At 57.6% G+C, this 16,106-nt stretch carries 16 protein-coding genes; 2 read left to right on the top strand and 14 right to left on the bottom strand.

The window, feature by feature from the left end:
- Positions 1–250 precede the first annotated feature (250 nt).
- The 12 genes from VAE57_RS15445 to VAE57_RS15390 all read right to left on the bottom strand — a co-directional run bounded on the left by VAE57_RS15445 (position 251) and on the right by VAE57_RS15390 (position 12,018).
- Positions 251–1,165, bottom strand: coding sequence for a diacylglycerol kinase family protein (locus VAE57_RS15445; protein ID WP_322822753.1), 915 nt, complete (start codon positions 1,163–1,165; stop codon positions 251–253).
- 52 nt (positions 1,166–1,217) lie between these two features.
- Positions 1,218–2,408 carry a tryptophan synthase subunit beta gene (trpB, locus tag VAE57_RS15440; protein ID WP_322822752.1) on the bottom strand — a complete coding sequence of 397 codons (1,191 nt, stop codon included), beginning with the start codon at positions 2,406–2,408 and terminating at the stop codon, positions 1,218–1,220.
- A 105-nt stretch (positions 2,409–2,513) separates the two neighbouring features.
- Positions 2,514–2,861: a hypothetical protein gene (locus VAE57_RS15435; protein WP_322822751.1), complete on the bottom strand. Its 348-nt coding sequence runs from the start codon at positions 2,859–2,861 to the stop codon at positions 2,514–2,516.
- A 56-nt stretch (positions 2,862–2,917) separates the two neighbouring features.
- Complete coding sequence (locus VAE57_RS15430) at positions 2,918–4,408, bottom strand: UDP-2,3-diacylglucosamine diphosphatase (RefSeq protein ID WP_322822750.1); 1,491 nt, start codon at positions 4,406–4,408, stop codon at positions 2,918–2,920.
- A 123-nt stretch (positions 4,409–4,531) separates the two neighbouring features.
- On the bottom strand, positions 4,532–5,185 hold the full coding sequence (locus VAE57_RS15425) for a phosphoribosylanthranilate isomerase (RefSeq protein WP_322822749.1): 654 nt from the start codon (positions 5,183–5,185) through the stop codon (positions 4,532–4,534).
- Positions 5,178–7,139, bottom strand: a complete 1,962-nt coding sequence (locus VAE57_RS15420) for an NYN domain-containing protein (protein WP_322822748.1) — start codon at positions 7,137–7,139, stop codon at positions 5,178–5,180. Before VAE57_RS15420 ends, VAE57_RS15425 begins: the two co-directional genes overlap by 8 nt.
- Positions 7,140–7,442: 303 nt before the next feature.
- Complete coding sequence (locus VAE57_RS15415) at positions 7,443–8,408, bottom strand: glycosyltransferase family 2 protein (RefSeq protein ID WP_322822747.1); 966 nt, start codon at positions 8,406–8,408, stop codon at positions 7,443–7,445.
- Between the two features lie 77 nt (positions 8,409–8,485).
- Complete coding sequence (locus tag VAE57_RS15410) at positions 8,486–9,259, bottom strand: ABC transporter permease (RefSeq protein WP_322822746.1); 774 nt, start codon at positions 9,257–9,259, stop codon at positions 8,486–8,488.
- Entirely contained in the window at positions 9,226–9,960 is a 735-nt protein-coding gene (locus VAE57_RS15405) for an ABC transporter permease (protein WP_322822745.1), read from the bottom strand. Before VAE57_RS15405 ends, VAE57_RS15410 begins: the two co-directional genes overlap by 34 nt.
- Before the next feature lie 300 nt (positions 9,961–10,260).
- Positions 10,261–11,112 (bottom strand): ABC transporter ATP-binding protein, encoded by an 852-nt coding sequence (locus VAE57_RS15400; RefSeq protein ID WP_322822744.1) that lies wholly within the window; start codon positions 11,110–11,112, stop codon positions 10,261–10,263.
- 38 nt (positions 11,113–11,150) lie between these two features.
- Positions 11,151–11,801: a TetR/AcrR family transcriptional regulator gene (locus VAE57_RS15395; protein ID WP_322822743.1), complete on the bottom strand. Its 651-nt coding sequence runs from the start codon at positions 11,799–11,801 to the stop codon at positions 11,151–11,153.
- 10 nt (positions 11,802–11,811) lie between these two features.
- Positions 11,812–12,018 carry a hypothetical protein gene (locus VAE57_RS15390; RefSeq protein ID WP_322822742.1) on the bottom strand — a complete coding sequence of 69 codons (207 nt, stop codon included), beginning with the start codon at positions 12,016–12,018 and terminating at the stop codon, positions 11,812–11,814.
- A 433-nt stretch (positions 12,019–12,451) separates the two neighbouring features.
- Between VAE57_RS15390 and VAE57_RS15385 the strand changes: the two genes are divergently transcribed.
- Together VAE57_RS15385 and VAE57_RS15380 are read left to right on the top strand one after the other, a co-directional pair.
- The gene (locus VAE57_RS15385) at positions 12,452–13,246 is read left to right on the top strand and encodes an inositol monophosphatase family protein (RefSeq protein ID WP_322822754.1); all 795 of its coding nucleotides are present in this window, start codon (positions 12,452–12,454) and stop codon (positions 13,244–13,246) included.
- 10 nt (positions 13,247–13,256) lie between these two features.
- Positions 13,257–14,321: a radical SAM protein gene (locus tag VAE57_RS15380; protein WP_322822741.1), complete on the top strand. Its 1,065-nt coding sequence runs from the start codon at positions 13,257–13,259 to the stop codon at positions 14,319–14,321.
- Here the strand turns inward: VAE57_RS15380 and rimI are convergent.
- Both rimI and VAE57_RS15370 read right to left on the bottom strand, forming a co-directional pair.
- Positions 14,276–14,917 carry a ribosomal protein S18-alanine N-acetyltransferase gene (rimI, locus tag VAE57_RS15375; RefSeq protein WP_416208465.1) on the bottom strand — a complete coding sequence of 214 codons (642 nt, stop codon included), beginning with the start codon at positions 14,915–14,917 and terminating at the stop codon, positions 14,276–14,278. The genes VAE57_RS15380 and rimI overlap by 46 nt on opposite strands.
- A gap of 119 nt (positions 14,918–15,036) precedes the next feature.
- Entirely contained in the window at positions 15,037–15,864 is an 828-nt protein-coding gene (locus tag VAE57_RS15370) for a hypothetical protein (protein ID WP_322822739.1), read from the bottom strand.
- Between the last annotated feature and the right edge of the window lie 242 nt (positions 15,865–16,106).

Below are 16,106 nucleotides of genomic sequence, written 5' to 3'. Positions count from 1 at the left end.
GTGTGTACCCCGCTGGGGGGAGGAGTTGGGGGGTATTCCCCCGCTGGGGGGAGGAGTTGGGGGTGTGTACCCCGCTGGGGGGAGGAGTTGGGGGGTATTCCCCCGCTGGGGGGAGGAATTGGGGGGGTATTCCCCCGCTGGGGGGAGGAATTGGGGGGTATACTCCCGCCCCCAGCGGGGGCAGGCTGGGGTGGGGGTGATCCCTCACCTCCCCATTCCCCACTCCCCCGCACCATTGCGCAAGGAGGGATCACACCAGCAACTTCACCGCCCGTGGCACTACCTCTACCTCGACCCGCTGGGCTGCGGTGGCAACGACTTCGCCGTCGGTGGCGACCGGGATGGGGGTGGGACAGGTAACCTCGATCCGGCGTGCCCGCGCCATCGTGACTTCTGGCTCGTTGGCATGCACACCGCGCATCAGCAGCGGAATCTTGCGTAGTGCCCTTGGAATCGGCATCGTATCAACAATGCACAGATCAAGCAGACCATCGTCGAGTCTGGCGTCAGGGGTGATCCAGAAACCGCCCCCCTGACAACGACCGTTGCCGACACTGGCAAAGAAGAGTTGACGGCTGATCTGCTGGCCGTCAAAGCGCACGGTCATCGGGCCAGGGCGGTAGGTAGCCAATGCGCGTAAGACGGAGATCAGGTAGACGGCAAAGCCGCGCAGGTAGGGGATTTTGAGGCTTTCAACAGCGACGGCAGCGTCAAGCCCCATGCCCAGCCCATTGATAAAGTAGCGGGTCAGGGTGAGCCGCCCGGCAGTGACCCGAATCCGTCCGACATCAATGGCCTGGGTCTGGTTGGCGGCCAGGCGTTGAACAGCGGCACTGATGTCGTTCGGTTTGACGCCGGGCAGTGACTTGATAAAGTCACTACCCGTGCCGAGCGGGATGATGCCGAAGGTGACCGCTATGCGCTTGCCCCCTTCGACGATGCCGTTGACAACCTCGTTGATGGTGCCATCCCCACCTACGGCGACGATCTGCGTGCTGCCGCGATTGATCGCCTGAATCGCCAGTTCGGTAGCGCCGCCGCGGGCATGAGTGGTGAAGATCTCGAATTCCAGATTGTGCTTGCGTAGTTCCGCCTCGATGATGTGTCGCCGCCGACCGGCCAGGCCACGCCCGGCTGCCGGGTTCAGAATGACGGTCGTTGTCATACGCGCTACCCCGCGCCCTTCAAGCAGACGAACCTTGTCAGGATAACCGTTTTTAGATCGATACCCCCAACAACCCGGCAACGGTAAAGATGTCTTTGTCACCGCGGCCTGACAGATTGACCAGAATGATCTGGTCGGGGCGCATCGTCGGGGCCAGACGGATGGCTTCAGCAACCGCGTGGGCGCTTTCCAGGGCCGGGATGATCCCTTCCAGGCGGGCCAGCAACTGGAACGCCGCCAGCGCCTCATCGTCGCTGGCCGCAGTATAAGTGGCGCGCCCACTGTCGTGCAACCAGGCGTGCTCAGGGCCGATGCTGGCGTAGTCAAGCCCGGCGCTGACCGAGTGGGTGAGCGCGATCTGGCCGGCCTCGTCTTGCAGCACGTAGGAATAGGTGCCTTGCAACACGCCGGGCGTGGCGGCGCGGAAGCGGGCTGCGTGTTCGCCGAGGCGGTCGCCTTTGCCGCCCGCCTCCACCCCACGGAGCGCCACACTGTGATCGTCCAGGAAGGGATGGAAGATGCCAATCGCATTCGATCCGCCGCCAACACAGGCGACCACCACATCGGGCAGACGTCCGGTTTCGGCCAGAATCTGCTCGCGTGCTTCCAGACCGATCACCCGTTGAAAGTCGCGCACCATTGTTGGGTAGGGATGCGGGCCGAGGGCCGAACCCAACAGGTAGTAACTGTCAGGATTGGTAACCCAATCGCGCATCGCCTCATTGATCGCGTCTTTGAGGGTGCGTGAGCCGCTGCTGACGCCGCGCACCTCGGCACCGAGCAAGCGCATGCGGAAGACATTGGGCTGCTGGCGCGCCATATCATCGACGCCCATGTAGACCACGCACTCTAGCCCCAACAGCGCGCAGACGGTGGCTGTGGCAACCCCATGCTGACCGGCACCGGTCTCGGCAATCACCCGTCGTTTCCCCATCCGTTTGGCCAGCAAACCCTGGCCGAGCGCATTGTTGATCTTGTGCGCACCGGTGTGGGCCAGGTCTTCTCGCTTCAGATAAATCTGAGCACCGCCACAGTGAGCGGTCAGGCGGGCAGCAAAGCTAAGTGGCGTGGGTCTGCCGGTATAGGTGCGGTGGAGCCGGTTCAATTCCGCCCAGAAGGCGGGATCGGCTATTGCCGCGGTGTACGCCTCTTCCAGAGCACTGACCGCCGGCATCAGCGTTTCTGGGACGTATCGCCCACCGTAGGGACCGAAACGGCCCGGTCGTGAAGCAACCTCGTGCATAGTCTGGCTTTCTAGGAGAACATAGCAAAGCGAACACAGCAGAAGATTTGTATGGGACAATACGCCTCCCGTGTTGCACGGGAGGCGCTTGTAGTATAGGCGACGCTACTTCTGAATCAGGCTTTCGTCCTTGTTCTTCTCGCCTTCTTCGAGCAGCATAATCGGAATGCCGTCTTCAATCGGATAGCGGTAGCCGTTGCGGCGGTTGACCAGCCACTCTTTGCCGTTGGCGTCAACCATCAGCTCGACCGGCCCCTTGTCGCCGGGATCGGCCAGCATGCTCAACAGCTCTGGGCTGATGCTGCTGCGTTGGCCGTTGTTGCCGATGTTGGTGTTGGTCGCCGGCGTGAGATCGAAGACGCTATCCTCTTGATACTGGCGTACAGCGCGGAAAATGGCAATTGCCAGCCCAATGACAGCGGCAATGCCGAGTAGTCGCAGAACGTTTTTCATGCTGAATGCCTCCTTTTCCTATGAAACCTGTTATAGATGATAGATTGCATCTAGCCCTATTGTACACGACTTTGCCGCCGTTGCTGCGGCGGTTCTTCGTCGTGCCAGACCTGTGGTGGTTGCGTCGAGCCATACCAGACCAGTAACCGGCCATGAGGCACACCGGTGCTGTCATTAACGATCTCCAGAAACGGATAGCGCTGGCTGGGGCGGCGCATGGTTTCTACGTCGAAGACAATATCGGTCCAGGTACCGGTATTGATATAGCGCCGCCCATCACCCAAGTCGATGTTGCGGGCCAGGTGGGTATGCCCACACACGAACAGGCGGTCAGTCTGGTAGGGTGGCTGGCACGCAATCTGGGCCATCTCGCGGGCAATTTCATCATTGAAAGCCGTAACCTCGCGGCTCGCCTGCCGCCGGGCTTCGTCGCGCACCTGATCAACAACTTCCGGCAGTTCACCGACGGCTTCAGCGGCGACCCCAAACTGACGGGCGATGGCTTGATGGCGTGCAATACGCCCGCGGCGGAACGTGGCGATTGGTTGCCAGAACACGATGAAGGGTGAGCGTTTCAGCCATTCATCTGGTTCGCTCGAAAGATGATGCGGTGGTGCCCACGCAGTGACTTGCAGAAACCCGATGATGCCTCGTGTCACAAAGCGGCGGGCATCCGGGTCGCGTAGCCGTTGCAAACTCATCAAGTACCAGAAGAATGCCGATGATGGTTTGATGTTGTCGATTAACGGTGCCAGCGGGAAGGGATCATCTTCCAGATCGTTGATGACCTCTTTGACCAGTTGGGTGCCACGCACGACTTCAAACGGTTCACTAATCCCGGCAAAATTGACGAAGCGGTTCCACGGATCGAACTGATTGCCATGTACGATATAGACGCCACCGCCATGATAGCTGATGCCGAAGCGCAGGCGTGGATCATCTATCGGCAGTCCGAGCGCCTGCCGTAACACCATCTTGGCCGCCGGATAGTGTAGTTCGAAGTCGTGGTTGCCGATCAGGATCGTAAGTTGATTGCTGGTGTTCTGCACAAAGCGCCGCAAGGCTGCAAAGACACCAGCGTGAGCAGCGATAATGGCTTCAAGGCGACGCGCCGCCGCCTGTGCACTCCACTCGTTATCGTCTATGTCGGGCAGGCTGATCTGCAAAAACTCAAAGGTGTCACCGGCCAGGATTAGTTCGGTCGGCTCACGATTGACGTACTGATCGATAAAAGAGATCAAGGCTTCGTCATCGCAAAAATCATCGCGCCGGTCACCACCTCCCAAATGCAAATCGCTCACAACGATGCGGCGGCGATGGGTATCGATAGTTTCAGGGCCAATCGGTGGCGTGGTGTATGGGGTTGGTCTGATACGGATACGGCGCAGTCGTAAAACGATCCACCGCAACAGCATGAGCAGCGCAATTGTCCATGCTACCCGTAGAAGCATGCGCAGCAACCAGATGCCAACCGCTCGCAGGATGGTGATGCCAGGCTGTTGGTGTTGTGGTGGTTGGGTGAGGGATTGGTTGGGTCTGCTACGCATCATCGGTTCCTATCTCAAGCGGCTCAGGTGTCGCGTGCCCGGCTGTGCATCAGGCAGAGTGTTAAAGGCGTGTATGCTGCTATCTGACGTTGAGCGATAGCAGCCTGTTGCAGATTCGCGTGCTCAGGCACTGCGTGCAGCAGCGATAAACGCAGTGATCAGGGCCGGATCCTTCTGGCCGTCACGCTCGACACCGCTACTGACATCGACACCCATTGGCTGCACGACAGCGATGGCCTGCGCGACGTTCGCCGGTGTCAGGCCACCGGCCAGGATGGTCGGTACCTGACGCGCAATGTGTGCAGCCCGTCCCCAGTCGGCCTGGATGCCGGTGCCGCCGTAGGCGCCGGTGACGTGCGCGTCGATCAGGGCAGTCAGTGGGGGTAGCCCCTGACCAACTGTTGGTGTAGCTGCAATACGCGCCAGCCACGCCTGCTCACGTGGTGTGTCAGTCATCCGAATCGCTTTGATCACCGGTAGCCCGTGTGGGGTTGGGAAATCTGGCGGCTCGTCGCCACTCAACTGAATCACCTCTATTCCCACTGTGGCGGCGATGTCGGCAACGTGGGTTGCCGGTTCATTCACAAACAAGCCAACGATCAACGGACGTGGTGGTGGCAGAGTGCGCACGGCGGCAGCAATCGCTTGGGCTTCAGCAACATTGACCTGCCGCCGGCTAGGCGCAAAGACCAGGCCGATCAGATCGGCACCAGCAGTGGCGGCTGCCAGCGCCAGATCGACCGTGCGTAGGCCACAAATTTTGATCAGGCTACTCACTCGTTTTCAGGGTGTAATAAACGCGACGGCTCCGAGTCGTGCGCTCAAACATGCCATGGTGAATAGCCTGCTTGAGCATTGTGCGATTCTCTTCGGTAGTACGCGGCAACCCGTGCTGTCTACGCGCTGCCTGAAGCGCACTCAAGAGTTGTTGGAACGTGGCCGGCTTGCCCAATTCGCGAACAGCCTCTCGTAAGAGGTTCCATTCAGCCTCGCTAAATACGACGCTAAGGTCCCCCTGACCAATCCCATCCTCGACTGTTGGTATCCCTGCAGATGGCTCCACTTCAGCGGTGGGTGCCATCACCGCTTCGCTACCCGACTCTGCCGCAGGTGTCGTCATCGCAAGATCGCCTGCCGGTTCGAGCAGTGGAGTCGATGGCTCCACGACCGCAGGGGCAACCGTCAATCCCGCATCGTCGGCCGACTCCGACGAGTCGGTGTCTGCCGCTGGCACCGTCATCGCAAGATCGCCCGCTGGTTCCGTCGGTGCAGGCGGTAAGTCCACGACCGCAGGGGCAGCCGTCAACCCCGCATCGTCAGTTGACTCCGACGCGCTGGTGCCCGCCTCTTCGCCAGAGTCTGCGGTGGCTTTTCGTGACCGCCGGCGCCGACTACGACTCGGCGTTGCCGGTTGTTCGCTCCTGGATATTTCGGATGTTGCCTCAACCGTGGCCGGTAACGCTTCCACCACCAGTTCGGCTGGAACAGGCAGTGGTTCTGCCCCAAGTTCGACCGTGACAGGTGTTTCCACACTGATCGGGGTCGGTTCATCGATCAGAGGCGGATTGTACTCAGGCTCGTCTAGCTCGACAACAACCTCAGTTGTTTCCTGAATAACGGTATGCTCTTCGCGCTGGCGAGCACTGCGCCGCGACCGCCGGCGCCGGCGGCGGTTGCTGGCGGTTGTGGTAGTCGGTGCCGGTTCTGGCACAACCGTCTTTATCTCTTCTACCACGACCGGGCTGATTTCAGCGATCTGGATGCTGCCGTTACTCCCGATGGGTGGATCGATCACCACCGGTTCGGGAGGCAACTCTTCCATCAGCGCCGGGGCAAAGCGCGAGAGCTTCATTGGGTCTTCACCGGGCAGGAAGACCTCGTTGACCGAGCCTTTAGTGAAGATTTGGACCTTCCCGCGCTGTTCGGCGTCCATCACCAGGTCTTTAAACTTGGAGAATGGCCGTCCGTTCAGGTCGCGGTAGCGATTCTCTTTGAAATCGCCACCCATCAGCTCTTTCATCAGCATCTTCAGCGATCCCAGCGTGGTCACATAGCCGCGCTTGCGGGCCAGGTGAATAGCCTGCACCAGCACATCGTAAATGTCCGGTTCGGACGGGAGTGGCGCAACAGCCGGGGCTGGAGATGGCTCGGCTTCGACCATTTCGAGGGCGCGGTTAAGCTCGGTTGCCCGATTGGCAATTGCCGTGGCGGCAGCACTGGCATTCGGTTGACGCCCGATCAGTTGCTCGTAGAAGACAAACTCGTCGGCACTTTGGGCCAGGTGGGTACTGGCAGCACCACCAATACCGATAATGTAGACCTCTTTGCCGTGCTGGCGAATACTGTGTACCAGCGGAATAAAATCGCGGTCACCGGTAACCAGAACAAAGCGGGCAACGTTCGGGTTGGTGTAGAGCGTCTTCATCGCGTCGATACAAAGATTCATATCGACACTGTTTTTGATCGCTCGTCCAGTACGACCGGCATCTTTGTCGTAGTAGTAAGTGGCAACGTAAATTGGTTCAATGGCGTTGGCGTATAGGGCACTGGTAATGCGAGGATAACGGTACCAGTCGGCGTAGGCGCGTGAAATCACGACGCGGCCGAGGTCGTTGCAGCGGTCCATAATCGCTTCGAAATTGGGCGTGGCGTTGAGCTTGTCGCGCACGCTGACATAAATGTTCTCGAAGTCGATGAAGACCGCGACATCTGGTCGCTTTTGGTCGTACATCGTTGTCTTGTCTGCTCCTGTTGTGCATTGGGAGGGTGGAGCGCGGAGCATTCATCGACGCCAGCTCACGCTATCGTACCGGGTTGTTGTATCACTACCGGCAACGGCCTGCTCGCAACGGCGAACGGCATATACACATCTGAATCCAGGTAGCGTTACGACGAACTGCGGAGCAATGCGTCGGCATGTTCACGCGAACCAACCTCACAGCGTTAGGCTTGAATCGCAGTATAAAAATCTTAATCTACACGTGAGCAGGGTATTGTCCCGCCAGACAATTCTGCTCTTGTTGCTACTATAGCATCAGCCTGCGACCTTCGCAACCGGTATTGTAGAGAAATTAAAGCTGTCACGCAGAATGGTGCCGTAAGCCAGGAGTTGACCACGCAGTGTATCGCGGTCGATTCGCCCACTCAGGTAGTCGCGCCAGGCTTTGCCGGTGAGGTGAAGCATCCCAACAGTGAGTAGGGCAGTGTAGGCGCGTTGCGTGATCGGTGACGCAAACTTCTGCATGTAGCGCCGGCGAGCGCGCCAGAGCGCGACCTGCATGCGCCAGCGGAATTGACCGGTTGCTGCGCCACCAACATGCACGACCCGCGCTGCCGGTACCTGCCAGATCGCCCAACCGACCTGCTTGATCCGCCGACACCAGTCGACCTCTTCACAGTACATAAAGTAGCCTTCATCCATCCCACCGACCTCAGCAATGGTACTGCTGCGGACGAGCATACACGCACCCAACGGGTAATCAATCGGGAAGGGAGAGTCACCCAGTTCGTGCGGATAGCGGCCGTGCCACCAGGAATCGTACAGCCGACCGGGCAATACTTCACCCGGTGGGAAGAGATCGAGAGCCGTGGTGATCAGATCGGGAAAGCGAAAGGCCGCCCGTTGCAGGCTGTGATCGGGGTTGAGCAGACGTGGCCCGACCAGGCCGACCCGCGGGTGGTCAGCCAGAAAATCGGCCAGCGCCTCGATGGCACCGGGTAAGACCTCGGTATCTGGATTGAGGATAAGGACGGCATCGTTGTGTTCGTGCAGCAGTGCCATGCCTTCATTGCTGGCCGCCGCGTAGCCGGGATTTTCTGGCCGTTCGCGCAGGATGACATGCGGGAATTCGTGTCGGACAAGGGCAACACTCTCGTCGTGCGAGCCGTTATCAACCACGACGATCTGTAGCGGAAGATGGCAATGCTCCAGCGCTGCCAGGCAACGCCGGAGCAGCGGAGCGGTGTTGTACGAAACAATAACGACGCCGATATGCTGCATACGATTGTTCATATCAGGGCAGAGGCCGGGTTGATAAACCACCACATCTGCTCAGGTTCAAGCTGACGATTCCCGGCCTATTCTACCATTATCCGATTGAAGCGTTTCCCGAACAACCAGATGATGATTGCCGGATAGACAACTGCGGCGATCAGGTAGGGCCAGGCAGCGGTGATCTGACCATCGCTCAGCAAGAGATAGCTCTTCATTGGCCAGTAGGTTGGGATGACCATAAAGAACACTTCCCAGCTTCCGGTACCGATAAAGGCAAAGATCGGCATGATCAGCACAACACCGGTGAGCTTCATCAGCGCGAAACCCTGCACCTTATTCTGGGCCAGCGCTGCCATAAAAAGGGCCAGGGCCGGTGCAATCGGCGCAGCCGCAATGGCCGTGAGGGATGTAGCCGGGATCGAGATGTCGTCAAGCGCCGATAATGGAAAGAGAATGAACATCATGGCGATGGTCAGAACAACAGGTATGGCAATACGATACGCAAGATAGTTCCTGAGCGAGAGTGGCGTGACCTGCAACGCTTTCAGGGTTTGATCGTCCTTTTCGTCGAGCAGCAGAAAGCCGATCATAATCCCGAAGATCGCCGGTGTCATCACCACAAAGAAATAGCTCAGGAAGAGCGGGTACCACGGTTCGAGGTCGAAGGCGTACTGGGCGTGCAGACGTGCGGCGAGCGGTGGTAACCCAACCCGCAGAATGATTGCCCCCAGGATCGGCAGGAAGATCATCCACGAGAGCATCTTATCGCGCCAGACACTGCGTAGATCGATTGGGCCAAGAGCACGGAGTGTTTGCAACATATTCATAACGACCTCGCTAACGATACGCTTCGCCACCGACTTCCCTCTTTGGTCACCACAAAGCGGTAAAAAGTGTGTCGCCCGACGACCCATCCGATACTGATCCAGACCAGACTGTAAAGCATACCGTACCACAACTGCCAGGTCGGTAGCGGATTGTACGCCGCCTCTACCAGTATCAGGGGCGCCTGAAGTGGATGCAGGTAGAGCAGCCAGTGCTGCCAGAGGTCAAAATAGGGTAACAGCGGAATCGAAAAGCCCATCGTCCATAGCGCCGAAGGTAGGATGAACTCAGAGATCGAATCGTAACGCGCCACGACAAAAAATCCGTATAACGTGTACATAGCGACAAAACAACCAATGCCGATCAGCATCCACAACCAGTTAAAGGCCGGACCGCTCACCAGCAGGATCAGGGCCAGCGACTCGATGGCTGAAAGGACGAACAGACTGATGATCTTGGTCAGCAGATATTCCCAGTCGCGGAGCGGGGTGACAACCTGTGCTTCCAGCACGCCTTCCCCCTTCTCCAGTAAGACCAGCCCGGCCATAAAGAAAAAGCTGTTGACCACCAGCGTTTCTAGCAGAATGACCGGCCACCACAGTCGCCAGTCTACGCCATCGAGCTGACGTAACAAAACAACCAGGAGCGCGACGATTACCACCGTAACGAAGTAAAATCCGTTGCGATACTGGCGAACAATATCCCAATAGGTTGTGTGTAAGAGACGGTTCATAGCGATCTCGCAGTGTAATATCAAATCCGGTGTTATAACGTTTATGACACGTGATCCAGCGATCAACCTACCACCGCTGAGCGCAGCAGCGTAGAACGCTGTTTCCACTCCGTAAACAGTGATCTCACGTTCCAGCACGGATACCGTTCCCAGACCGGGTTGCGGTGGCGCGTCGTTTGGAGTGCGGCAGCGTGGCTGCCGCGCCAGCCATACTCACGATCAGGTGCGTGTCACGCCGCTCACTTTGCCGGTCGCAGAGACATTGCCTGCCTGTCGTACCGAACCGTTGCTGATGGCGGGTCAATTCAGATTGCGTCCAGTCACCTGAATGAATATCTGCTCAAGACTGGCCTCCTGGGTGTGAATGGTCTGTACTGGCAGACGGAGTATGTCGTGAAACTGACGATTATCGGCCAGACCGTCGAGGGCAAAATCACAGGCATCCAGGTGACCGTTGACCAAATATTCCACCCGTACCAGTTTTTTACCGTACTGCAACTTCAGTTCTCGCGGCGAGTCGATGAGCTTGATCTGACCATCGATGATGAATGCCACCCGATCACATAGCTCTTCGGCGATGTTCATGTCGTGGGTGGTGAGGAAGATGGTGCGACCAGCTTCTTTCTGAGCCTTGATCAGGTCTTTGATCCGTCGTGCATTGACCGGGTCAAGACCGGCAGTAGGCTCATCAAGAAAGAGCAGTTGGGGCTGGTGCAAGAGTGCGCGGGCCAGGTTGAGCCTGATCTTCATCCCCTTTGAATATTGTGAAGCCAGCAGGTGGCCGTCCTCGCTTAGGCCTACCATGTCGAGCACGGTCTCAGGGGACAGGGTTGGCCCAGAGTACAGGCGCGCAAAGTAGCGCAGATTCTCGATAGCTGTGAGCTTGCCGTAGTGATTGGGCAGCTCGAAGCAGACACCTACCTGCTCGTATAGGTTGTCGTCCCAGTCACGCAGATCGCGACCGAGGATCGTGACATAACCACGAAAGCCACGCAACAGGCGGATCAGAATCTTCTGCGTGGTGGATTTACCGGCACCACTGGGGCCGAGAAACCCGAAGATTTCACCGGCCTCGACGGTAAAGGTGATGTCATGCAACGCCGGTATGCTGGTGCCGGGATAAGTGAAGGAGAGACTCTGGACGTTAATCATAGGGTTGTTCCTTGATATCGTTGCGAGCGGTCACAGCGTTATCGCCGTCGCATGCCCCGTTCCAGGATGTCGATCACCTGCTCGATGACACGACGCATAGCCGGTTGGAGCAAGGCGGTGCCTCCCTCGCGCAACAACGCTGCCGGATTGACTGCAAACCGCTCGATCAGATGATTCCCCAGCTCGGTGAAGGCAACGTTCAACACGAACGCAGCAGTCTCAGCGTCGAGGTCAGGATCAAGTGAACCATCGGCAATGCCCTGTTCAACCAGTTGTTTGAAGTAGGCGAAACTGCCATGTCGGATCACCTGCATCGTTTCCGCCGGTAGTGGCACATCGTCGTACAGCGCCTTGTAAGCGATCTGCGCCAGGCGGGGGTTATGAAACTGGAACTGAATACCAACATCGAGCAGCCAGCGGAGATACGCAAACATATCTGTGGCTGATGCCGGCGGTGTTTGGCGGAGAAAGGCAGTTTTCTGCTCGATACCGAGCTGAATCAGGTACAGGTAGCAGTCTTTCTTGTCGGTGAAGTACTGATAAAAACTGCCTTTGGCAATACCGGCCCGCTCAGTGATGCGATTGATCGAAACACTATCGTAGTCGTGCTGGGCAAACTCATCGAGGAGAACATCGATCAGGCGTGACCGTTTCTCTTCGGGGAGGTTGAAGAAGGTTTCTGTCGGCATTGTTACGCTCCTATAGCCAGAGCAGATACGTCCCGGCAATTGCCGTCCCAACACCCAATCCGAAAATGAGCGCGGTAGTTACCTTCTCGCCAATGAGCTGGACAAAGCCTTGAACCTTGCCGAGTCGCCAGATCGCCGCCGGTTTGGCAAGGCTGATGTAGAGGCAGGCCAGCCCATAGAGAAGGAGCAATAGACCGATGATGTCTGGAATGCTCATAGGAGTGCCTTTCTTTCAAGTGACCACTCGGTCATATGACCAGGTGGTCATATTATAAGACGGTGATAGACCGTTGTCAAGATGGTAGTTACGTCGCAGCGGATGATTAGGAGCGGTCGGGTCGTGCGGTGGATTATGTTTAACATAAGCCTGGCAGGTGGTGACACTCTCATATCAAATCTAGACTAGAACTTCTTTCATAAAAGCTGTGCTGTTGTGCTACCCGATCATCGCACAGCGCATGAACACTTGCCAAAAGACAGCCCATCCTGCTCCCGGCACATCGGTATTGCAGCGAGCAGCGCCGGCAACCGTATGGTGCCATCACGCATTATTCGCTGTTACGCACTTTGTCCGCTTTGCGGATTGCGTTCTCCCTGCTACAATGACAATGGTGCCGATACGTCATTGATACACAGGATTGATTGCCGTGATGCTTGATTTTGCTATCGAACTCGCCTACCGTGCCGGCACGCTGATCCGGGCCGGCGCCGAGCGTGATGTCAGTTACGAACCGAAACAGTACGCCGATGTGGTGACCGAAGTAGATCGGGCCAGTGAAGCGTTGATTGTCGGCGCGATCCGTGCTCGCTATCCCGATCACGCGATTATCGCCGAGGAGGGGAGTGGGGTGAGCATGTCATCGCCCTACACCTGGCTGATCGATCCACTCGACGGTACGCTCAATTTTCTCCACGGGCTACCGATCTTCTGTGTCTCGATTGCCCTGCTCGCCTACAACGAACCGTTGCTAGGAGTCGTCTACGATCCAATGCGCAACGAGCTGTTCTACGCCGAGCGTGGTCGGGGGGCGTTTCTCAACGGGCGACGGCTGCGGGTTTCGCAGACATCCACGCTGGCCCGTAGTTTGTTGAGCAGCGGATTGCCTTACGACCGGTTCGAGCAGCCCGATAATAATCTGGCCGAGTTGACCCATCTGGCGATGCTGGTACAGGATATTCGGCGGCCCGGCTCAGCGGCCCTTGATCTCTGCGCCGTCGCTGCCGGTCGCACTGATGGACACTGGGAGTTGGGGTTGAAGCCATGGGATGTCGGTGCTGGCGGGTTGATTGCCCTCGAAGCAGGAGCCACCGTCACCGATTGGCAGGGCGAGCCGTGGCGACCGCTCGGTGGCGATCGAATGGTCGCAACCAATGGTCTGATCCATGCTGAGCTACTGGCTGCCCTGGCTGAGGTTCGGCGTCAGCGTTCGCTGAAATTGTCGTAGTTGGGTTCGTATGGCGTACTATCAACGAGAACTTGCGCCCAATATACCGCCGCTAAGCGCTCGCCGACCGCTCATCAACGAGTATTTTCTCTCGGCCTATACGATGAGCATTTATACCGGCTGTGAATTGGGCTGCCCCTACTGCGATAGCTGGGTGTACAATGAACGCCCGCTTAACGAGACGATTGCGATCCCGGTTGATCTGCCGCAACGCATGGCAGCGGTGCTGCCGAAGATTGATCGCGGTGATCTGATTGCGATCAGCGCCTTGAGTGACCCCTATCAACCGGCTGAGCAGACCTACCGGATTACCCGCCAGGTCTTGCAGCTTTTTGCCGAACACGGTCAGCCATGTCTAATCATGACCAAGAGTCCACTCGTGCTGGAAGATCGCTCGCTGTTACAAAAGATGAACGAGCGTAGTCTGGCGGTGGTGGTAACGACGTTGCTGACCCTGGATCAGCATCTGGCAACCCGCATGGAAGGGCGGGCGCCATCACCGCAACTCCGCCTGGAGATGCTTGCCGAGCTGAAACGGGCGGGTATTCCGGTTGGGGTGGCGTTGTTGCCGGTGATGCCTTATGTGAACGATAGTAACCTCAATCTGCGGCGAGTACTGCACGCCTGTGCTGAGGTTGGGGTTGATTTTGTGGTGTGGGATTATCTCCATATCCCAAATGAACGGCATCGTCATCGGATCAACGTGCTACTCAGTCAGTTAGGCTCGTACCCACCGCGCTACTATCGTGATGTCTATCGCGATCAGGCCACCGTCAATCCGATCTATCGTCTTGATCGTGATCGCGAGTTGTTGCAACGGTGCGATGAGCTAGGGCTGGCACCGCGCGCACCGCACCATCTCTACGCCGGCAAGCTCTCGCCTCGTAACGAAGCGGCGTTGCTGCTGCGGCACGCGGCGTTTCGCGATCGGTTACAGGGTCGGGAACGACTGGCTCACTTGCACCGTGAACTGGCCGATGCCATCTTTCAGGGGCGTTTTCGGGCTGCTGATCTGCGTCAGAGTCCACTCTATCCGACGGTTGGGCCATTACTCGGACTCTCAACCACCACCTGAGCGACCTGCTGGCGTAGTCGTTCGTGCAATTGCCGGCGTAGCTCACGGAGACGCTCCTTATAACTCGTCGTTGTGATGGGGTCTGTCCACATCACCAGGGCGTCTTCGTGATTATCAACATAGTAGTTCGCCCGTTGACCTACCGGACGAAAGCCGTATTTGAGGTAGAGGCGCTGGGCCGTTAGATTGCTGACCCGCACCTCAAGCGAGAGGTACTGGGCATTCAGTTCGTAGGCACCATCAATAAGTGCATTGAGGATCAACTCTCCAACTCCACGCCCGCGATGAGCCGGTGCGACCGCAATCGTTGTAATGTGCCCACTGGTTTCGTTCAGCCAGATACCGCCGTAGCCAACGATTGGTGCAGTACTGGTAGATGCGGGGGCAACCAGGCCAATGCGTTGCAACAACCGCAACAGGAGGGGATAATCGGTCGCAGGGGAGGTGCCATCGGGGAGTTGCGTGTCGGCGCGGGCCACGACATACCGGCACGACTGACGGTTACGAATCTCGCGGCGATAGGTCAGGGCTGGCCACGGTGCCATCTGGCTTTGCCGCTCGATCTCCTGCACGGCAGGAATATCTTCTTCACGCATTGGCTCGATGAAGTAGTACACACGCCTTGCCCCATTGCGTGAATGGTGCACCGGCTGATCGCTGGCGATACCGGTGCACGTTTCGTTCCAACAGATGAAAGATACCGTCTCCTCAACCGCTACGGCGTGAGTGGACGCGCCGATTCGACGAAGAAGATACTCTGATAAGCGCCATCGCGCCCGAAACCACCGCCGGTCTGGAACGTACCGGTTACTTCAACCAGACCCCAGACAAAGCTGTTATTGGGGCCAATATTCAAAGCCGCTGATTGATCAGGTGGAAATTGCTCAACCCAAATCATCCCGCCAACCGGTTGCGGACTGGAACCATCTTCTTCGGTCGAAATACCTTCCGCCAGCACATAAATGACCGAATTCCAGAAGTAGTATGCCTGTGTTGTTACCCGCTGACCCTGATACTGATCAGGATTACGGAGTAGCTCGAAGAACGACACCTTATCCGGCCCTAGTGGGCGATCAGTAAGGCGCTGCTCAACCCGCCGAATCCGCTCAATCGGTTCGGCACTACTGACCGTTAACAGGTAGCGGTAGGCACCACCCGGCCCATAGTTGCCGTTTGCCTCGAATCGCCCCCGCACGCGCACAAAGCCATAAACTGAATCACCCGGACGATGAAGTTGCTCGGTAACTTCAGCCGGAAATCCTTCGAGCCAGATAGGTTCGCCGATGGGTTGAGCATCCAGCCCGTTATCCAGCGTACTCACACCGACTGCCAGTACCGATAACGACGGGTTGCCGGGTCGCCAGACATAGGCTCCATCAACCGTCACTTCGCGGCCGGCGTAGTCGGCTGGAGCGGTAGTCAATTGCTGAACGTACAAGGGATTTGTAAGTGAAACACCACGGTTGGTACACGTGGCTAATATAAGCATACAGAGTGTTAATACTACCAGGAGCGTCGTGGCTCGCCATGATGAACGAAGCATGTGTATTTCCTCACCTTGTGACAGGTTGAACGTTGTGCATCCAGGGCATACCCGTCTACTACCATGCCTGATCCCGATTATAGCAGATGGTAGAAGGGTGTTCAACTGACGCTTACCCTTCTCATATCAACATGTCACTTAACCCTTATCGCAACCCCAGCGCACGCAGATGCTGATCTAGCCAGGCAGCTTCGTCTGGGGAGAGGGGAGGCGGTGGTGGGTCGGCACGGTAATCGATCAGC

The sequence above is a fragment of the Chloroflexus sp. genome, assembly GCF_034434295.1.
Taxonomy (GTDB): Bacteria; Chloroflexota; Chloroflexia; order Chloroflexales; family Chloroflexaceae; genus Chloroflexus.
This window is presented reverse-complemented; position numbering and strand designations above follow the sequence as displayed.

Bases quoted from the DNA above. Each gene is read 5' to 3' on its own strand.
- VAE57_RS15390 (WP_322822742.1), bottom strand. From the start codon at position 12,018: ATGAGCATTCCAGACATCATCGGTCTATTGCTCCTTCTCTATGGGCTG.
- trpB (WP_322822752.1), bottom strand. From the start codon at position 2,408: ATGCACGAGGTTGCTTCACGACCGGGCCGTTTCGGTCCCTACGGTGGG.
- VAE57_RS15415 (WP_322822747.1), bottom strand. From the start codon at position 8,408: ATGCAGCATATCGGCGTCGTTATTGTTTCGTACAACACCGCTCCGCTG.
- rimI (WP_416208465.1), bottom strand. From the start codon at position 14,917: ATGCGTGAAGAAGATATTCCTGCCGTGCAGGAGATCGAGCGGCAAAGC.
- VAE57_RS15370 (WP_322822739.1), bottom strand. From the start codon at position 15,864: ATGCTTCGTTCATCATGGCGAGCCACGACGCTCCTGGTAGTATTAACA.
- VAE57_RS15435 (WP_322822751.1), bottom strand. From the start codon at position 2,861: ATGAAAAACGTTCTGCGACTACTCGGCATTGCCGCTGTCATTGGGCTG.
- VAE57_RS15405 (WP_322822745.1), bottom strand. From the start codon at position 9,960: ATGAACCGTCTCTTACACACAACCTATTGGGATATTGTTCGCCAGTAT.
- VAE57_RS15430 (WP_322822750.1), bottom strand. From the start codon at position 4,408: ATGCGTAGCAGACCCAACCAATCCCTCACCCAACCACCACAACACCAA.
- VAE57_RS15385 (WP_322822754.1), top strand. From the start codon at position 12,452: ATGCTTGATTTTGCTATCGAACTCGCCTACCGTGCCGGCACGCTGATC.
- VAE57_RS15400 (WP_322822744.1), bottom strand. From the start codon at position 11,112: ATGATTAACGTCCAGAGTCTCTCCTTCACTTATCCCGGCACCAGCATA.
- VAE57_RS15420 (WP_322822748.1), bottom strand. From the start codon at position 7,139: ATGTACGACCAAAAGCGACCAGATGTCGCGGTCTTCATCGACTTCGAG.
- VAE57_RS15445 (WP_322822753.1), bottom strand. From the start codon at position 1,165: ATGACAACGACCGTCATTCTGAACCCGGCAGCCGGGCGTGGCCTGGCC.
- VAE57_RS15395 (WP_322822743.1), bottom strand. From the start codon at position 11,801: ATGCCGACAGAAACCTTCTTCAACCTCCCCGAAGAGAAACGGTCACGC.
- VAE57_RS15380 (WP_322822741.1), top strand. From the start codon at position 13,257: ATGGCGTACTATCAACGAGAACTTGCGCCCAATATACCGCCGCTAAGC.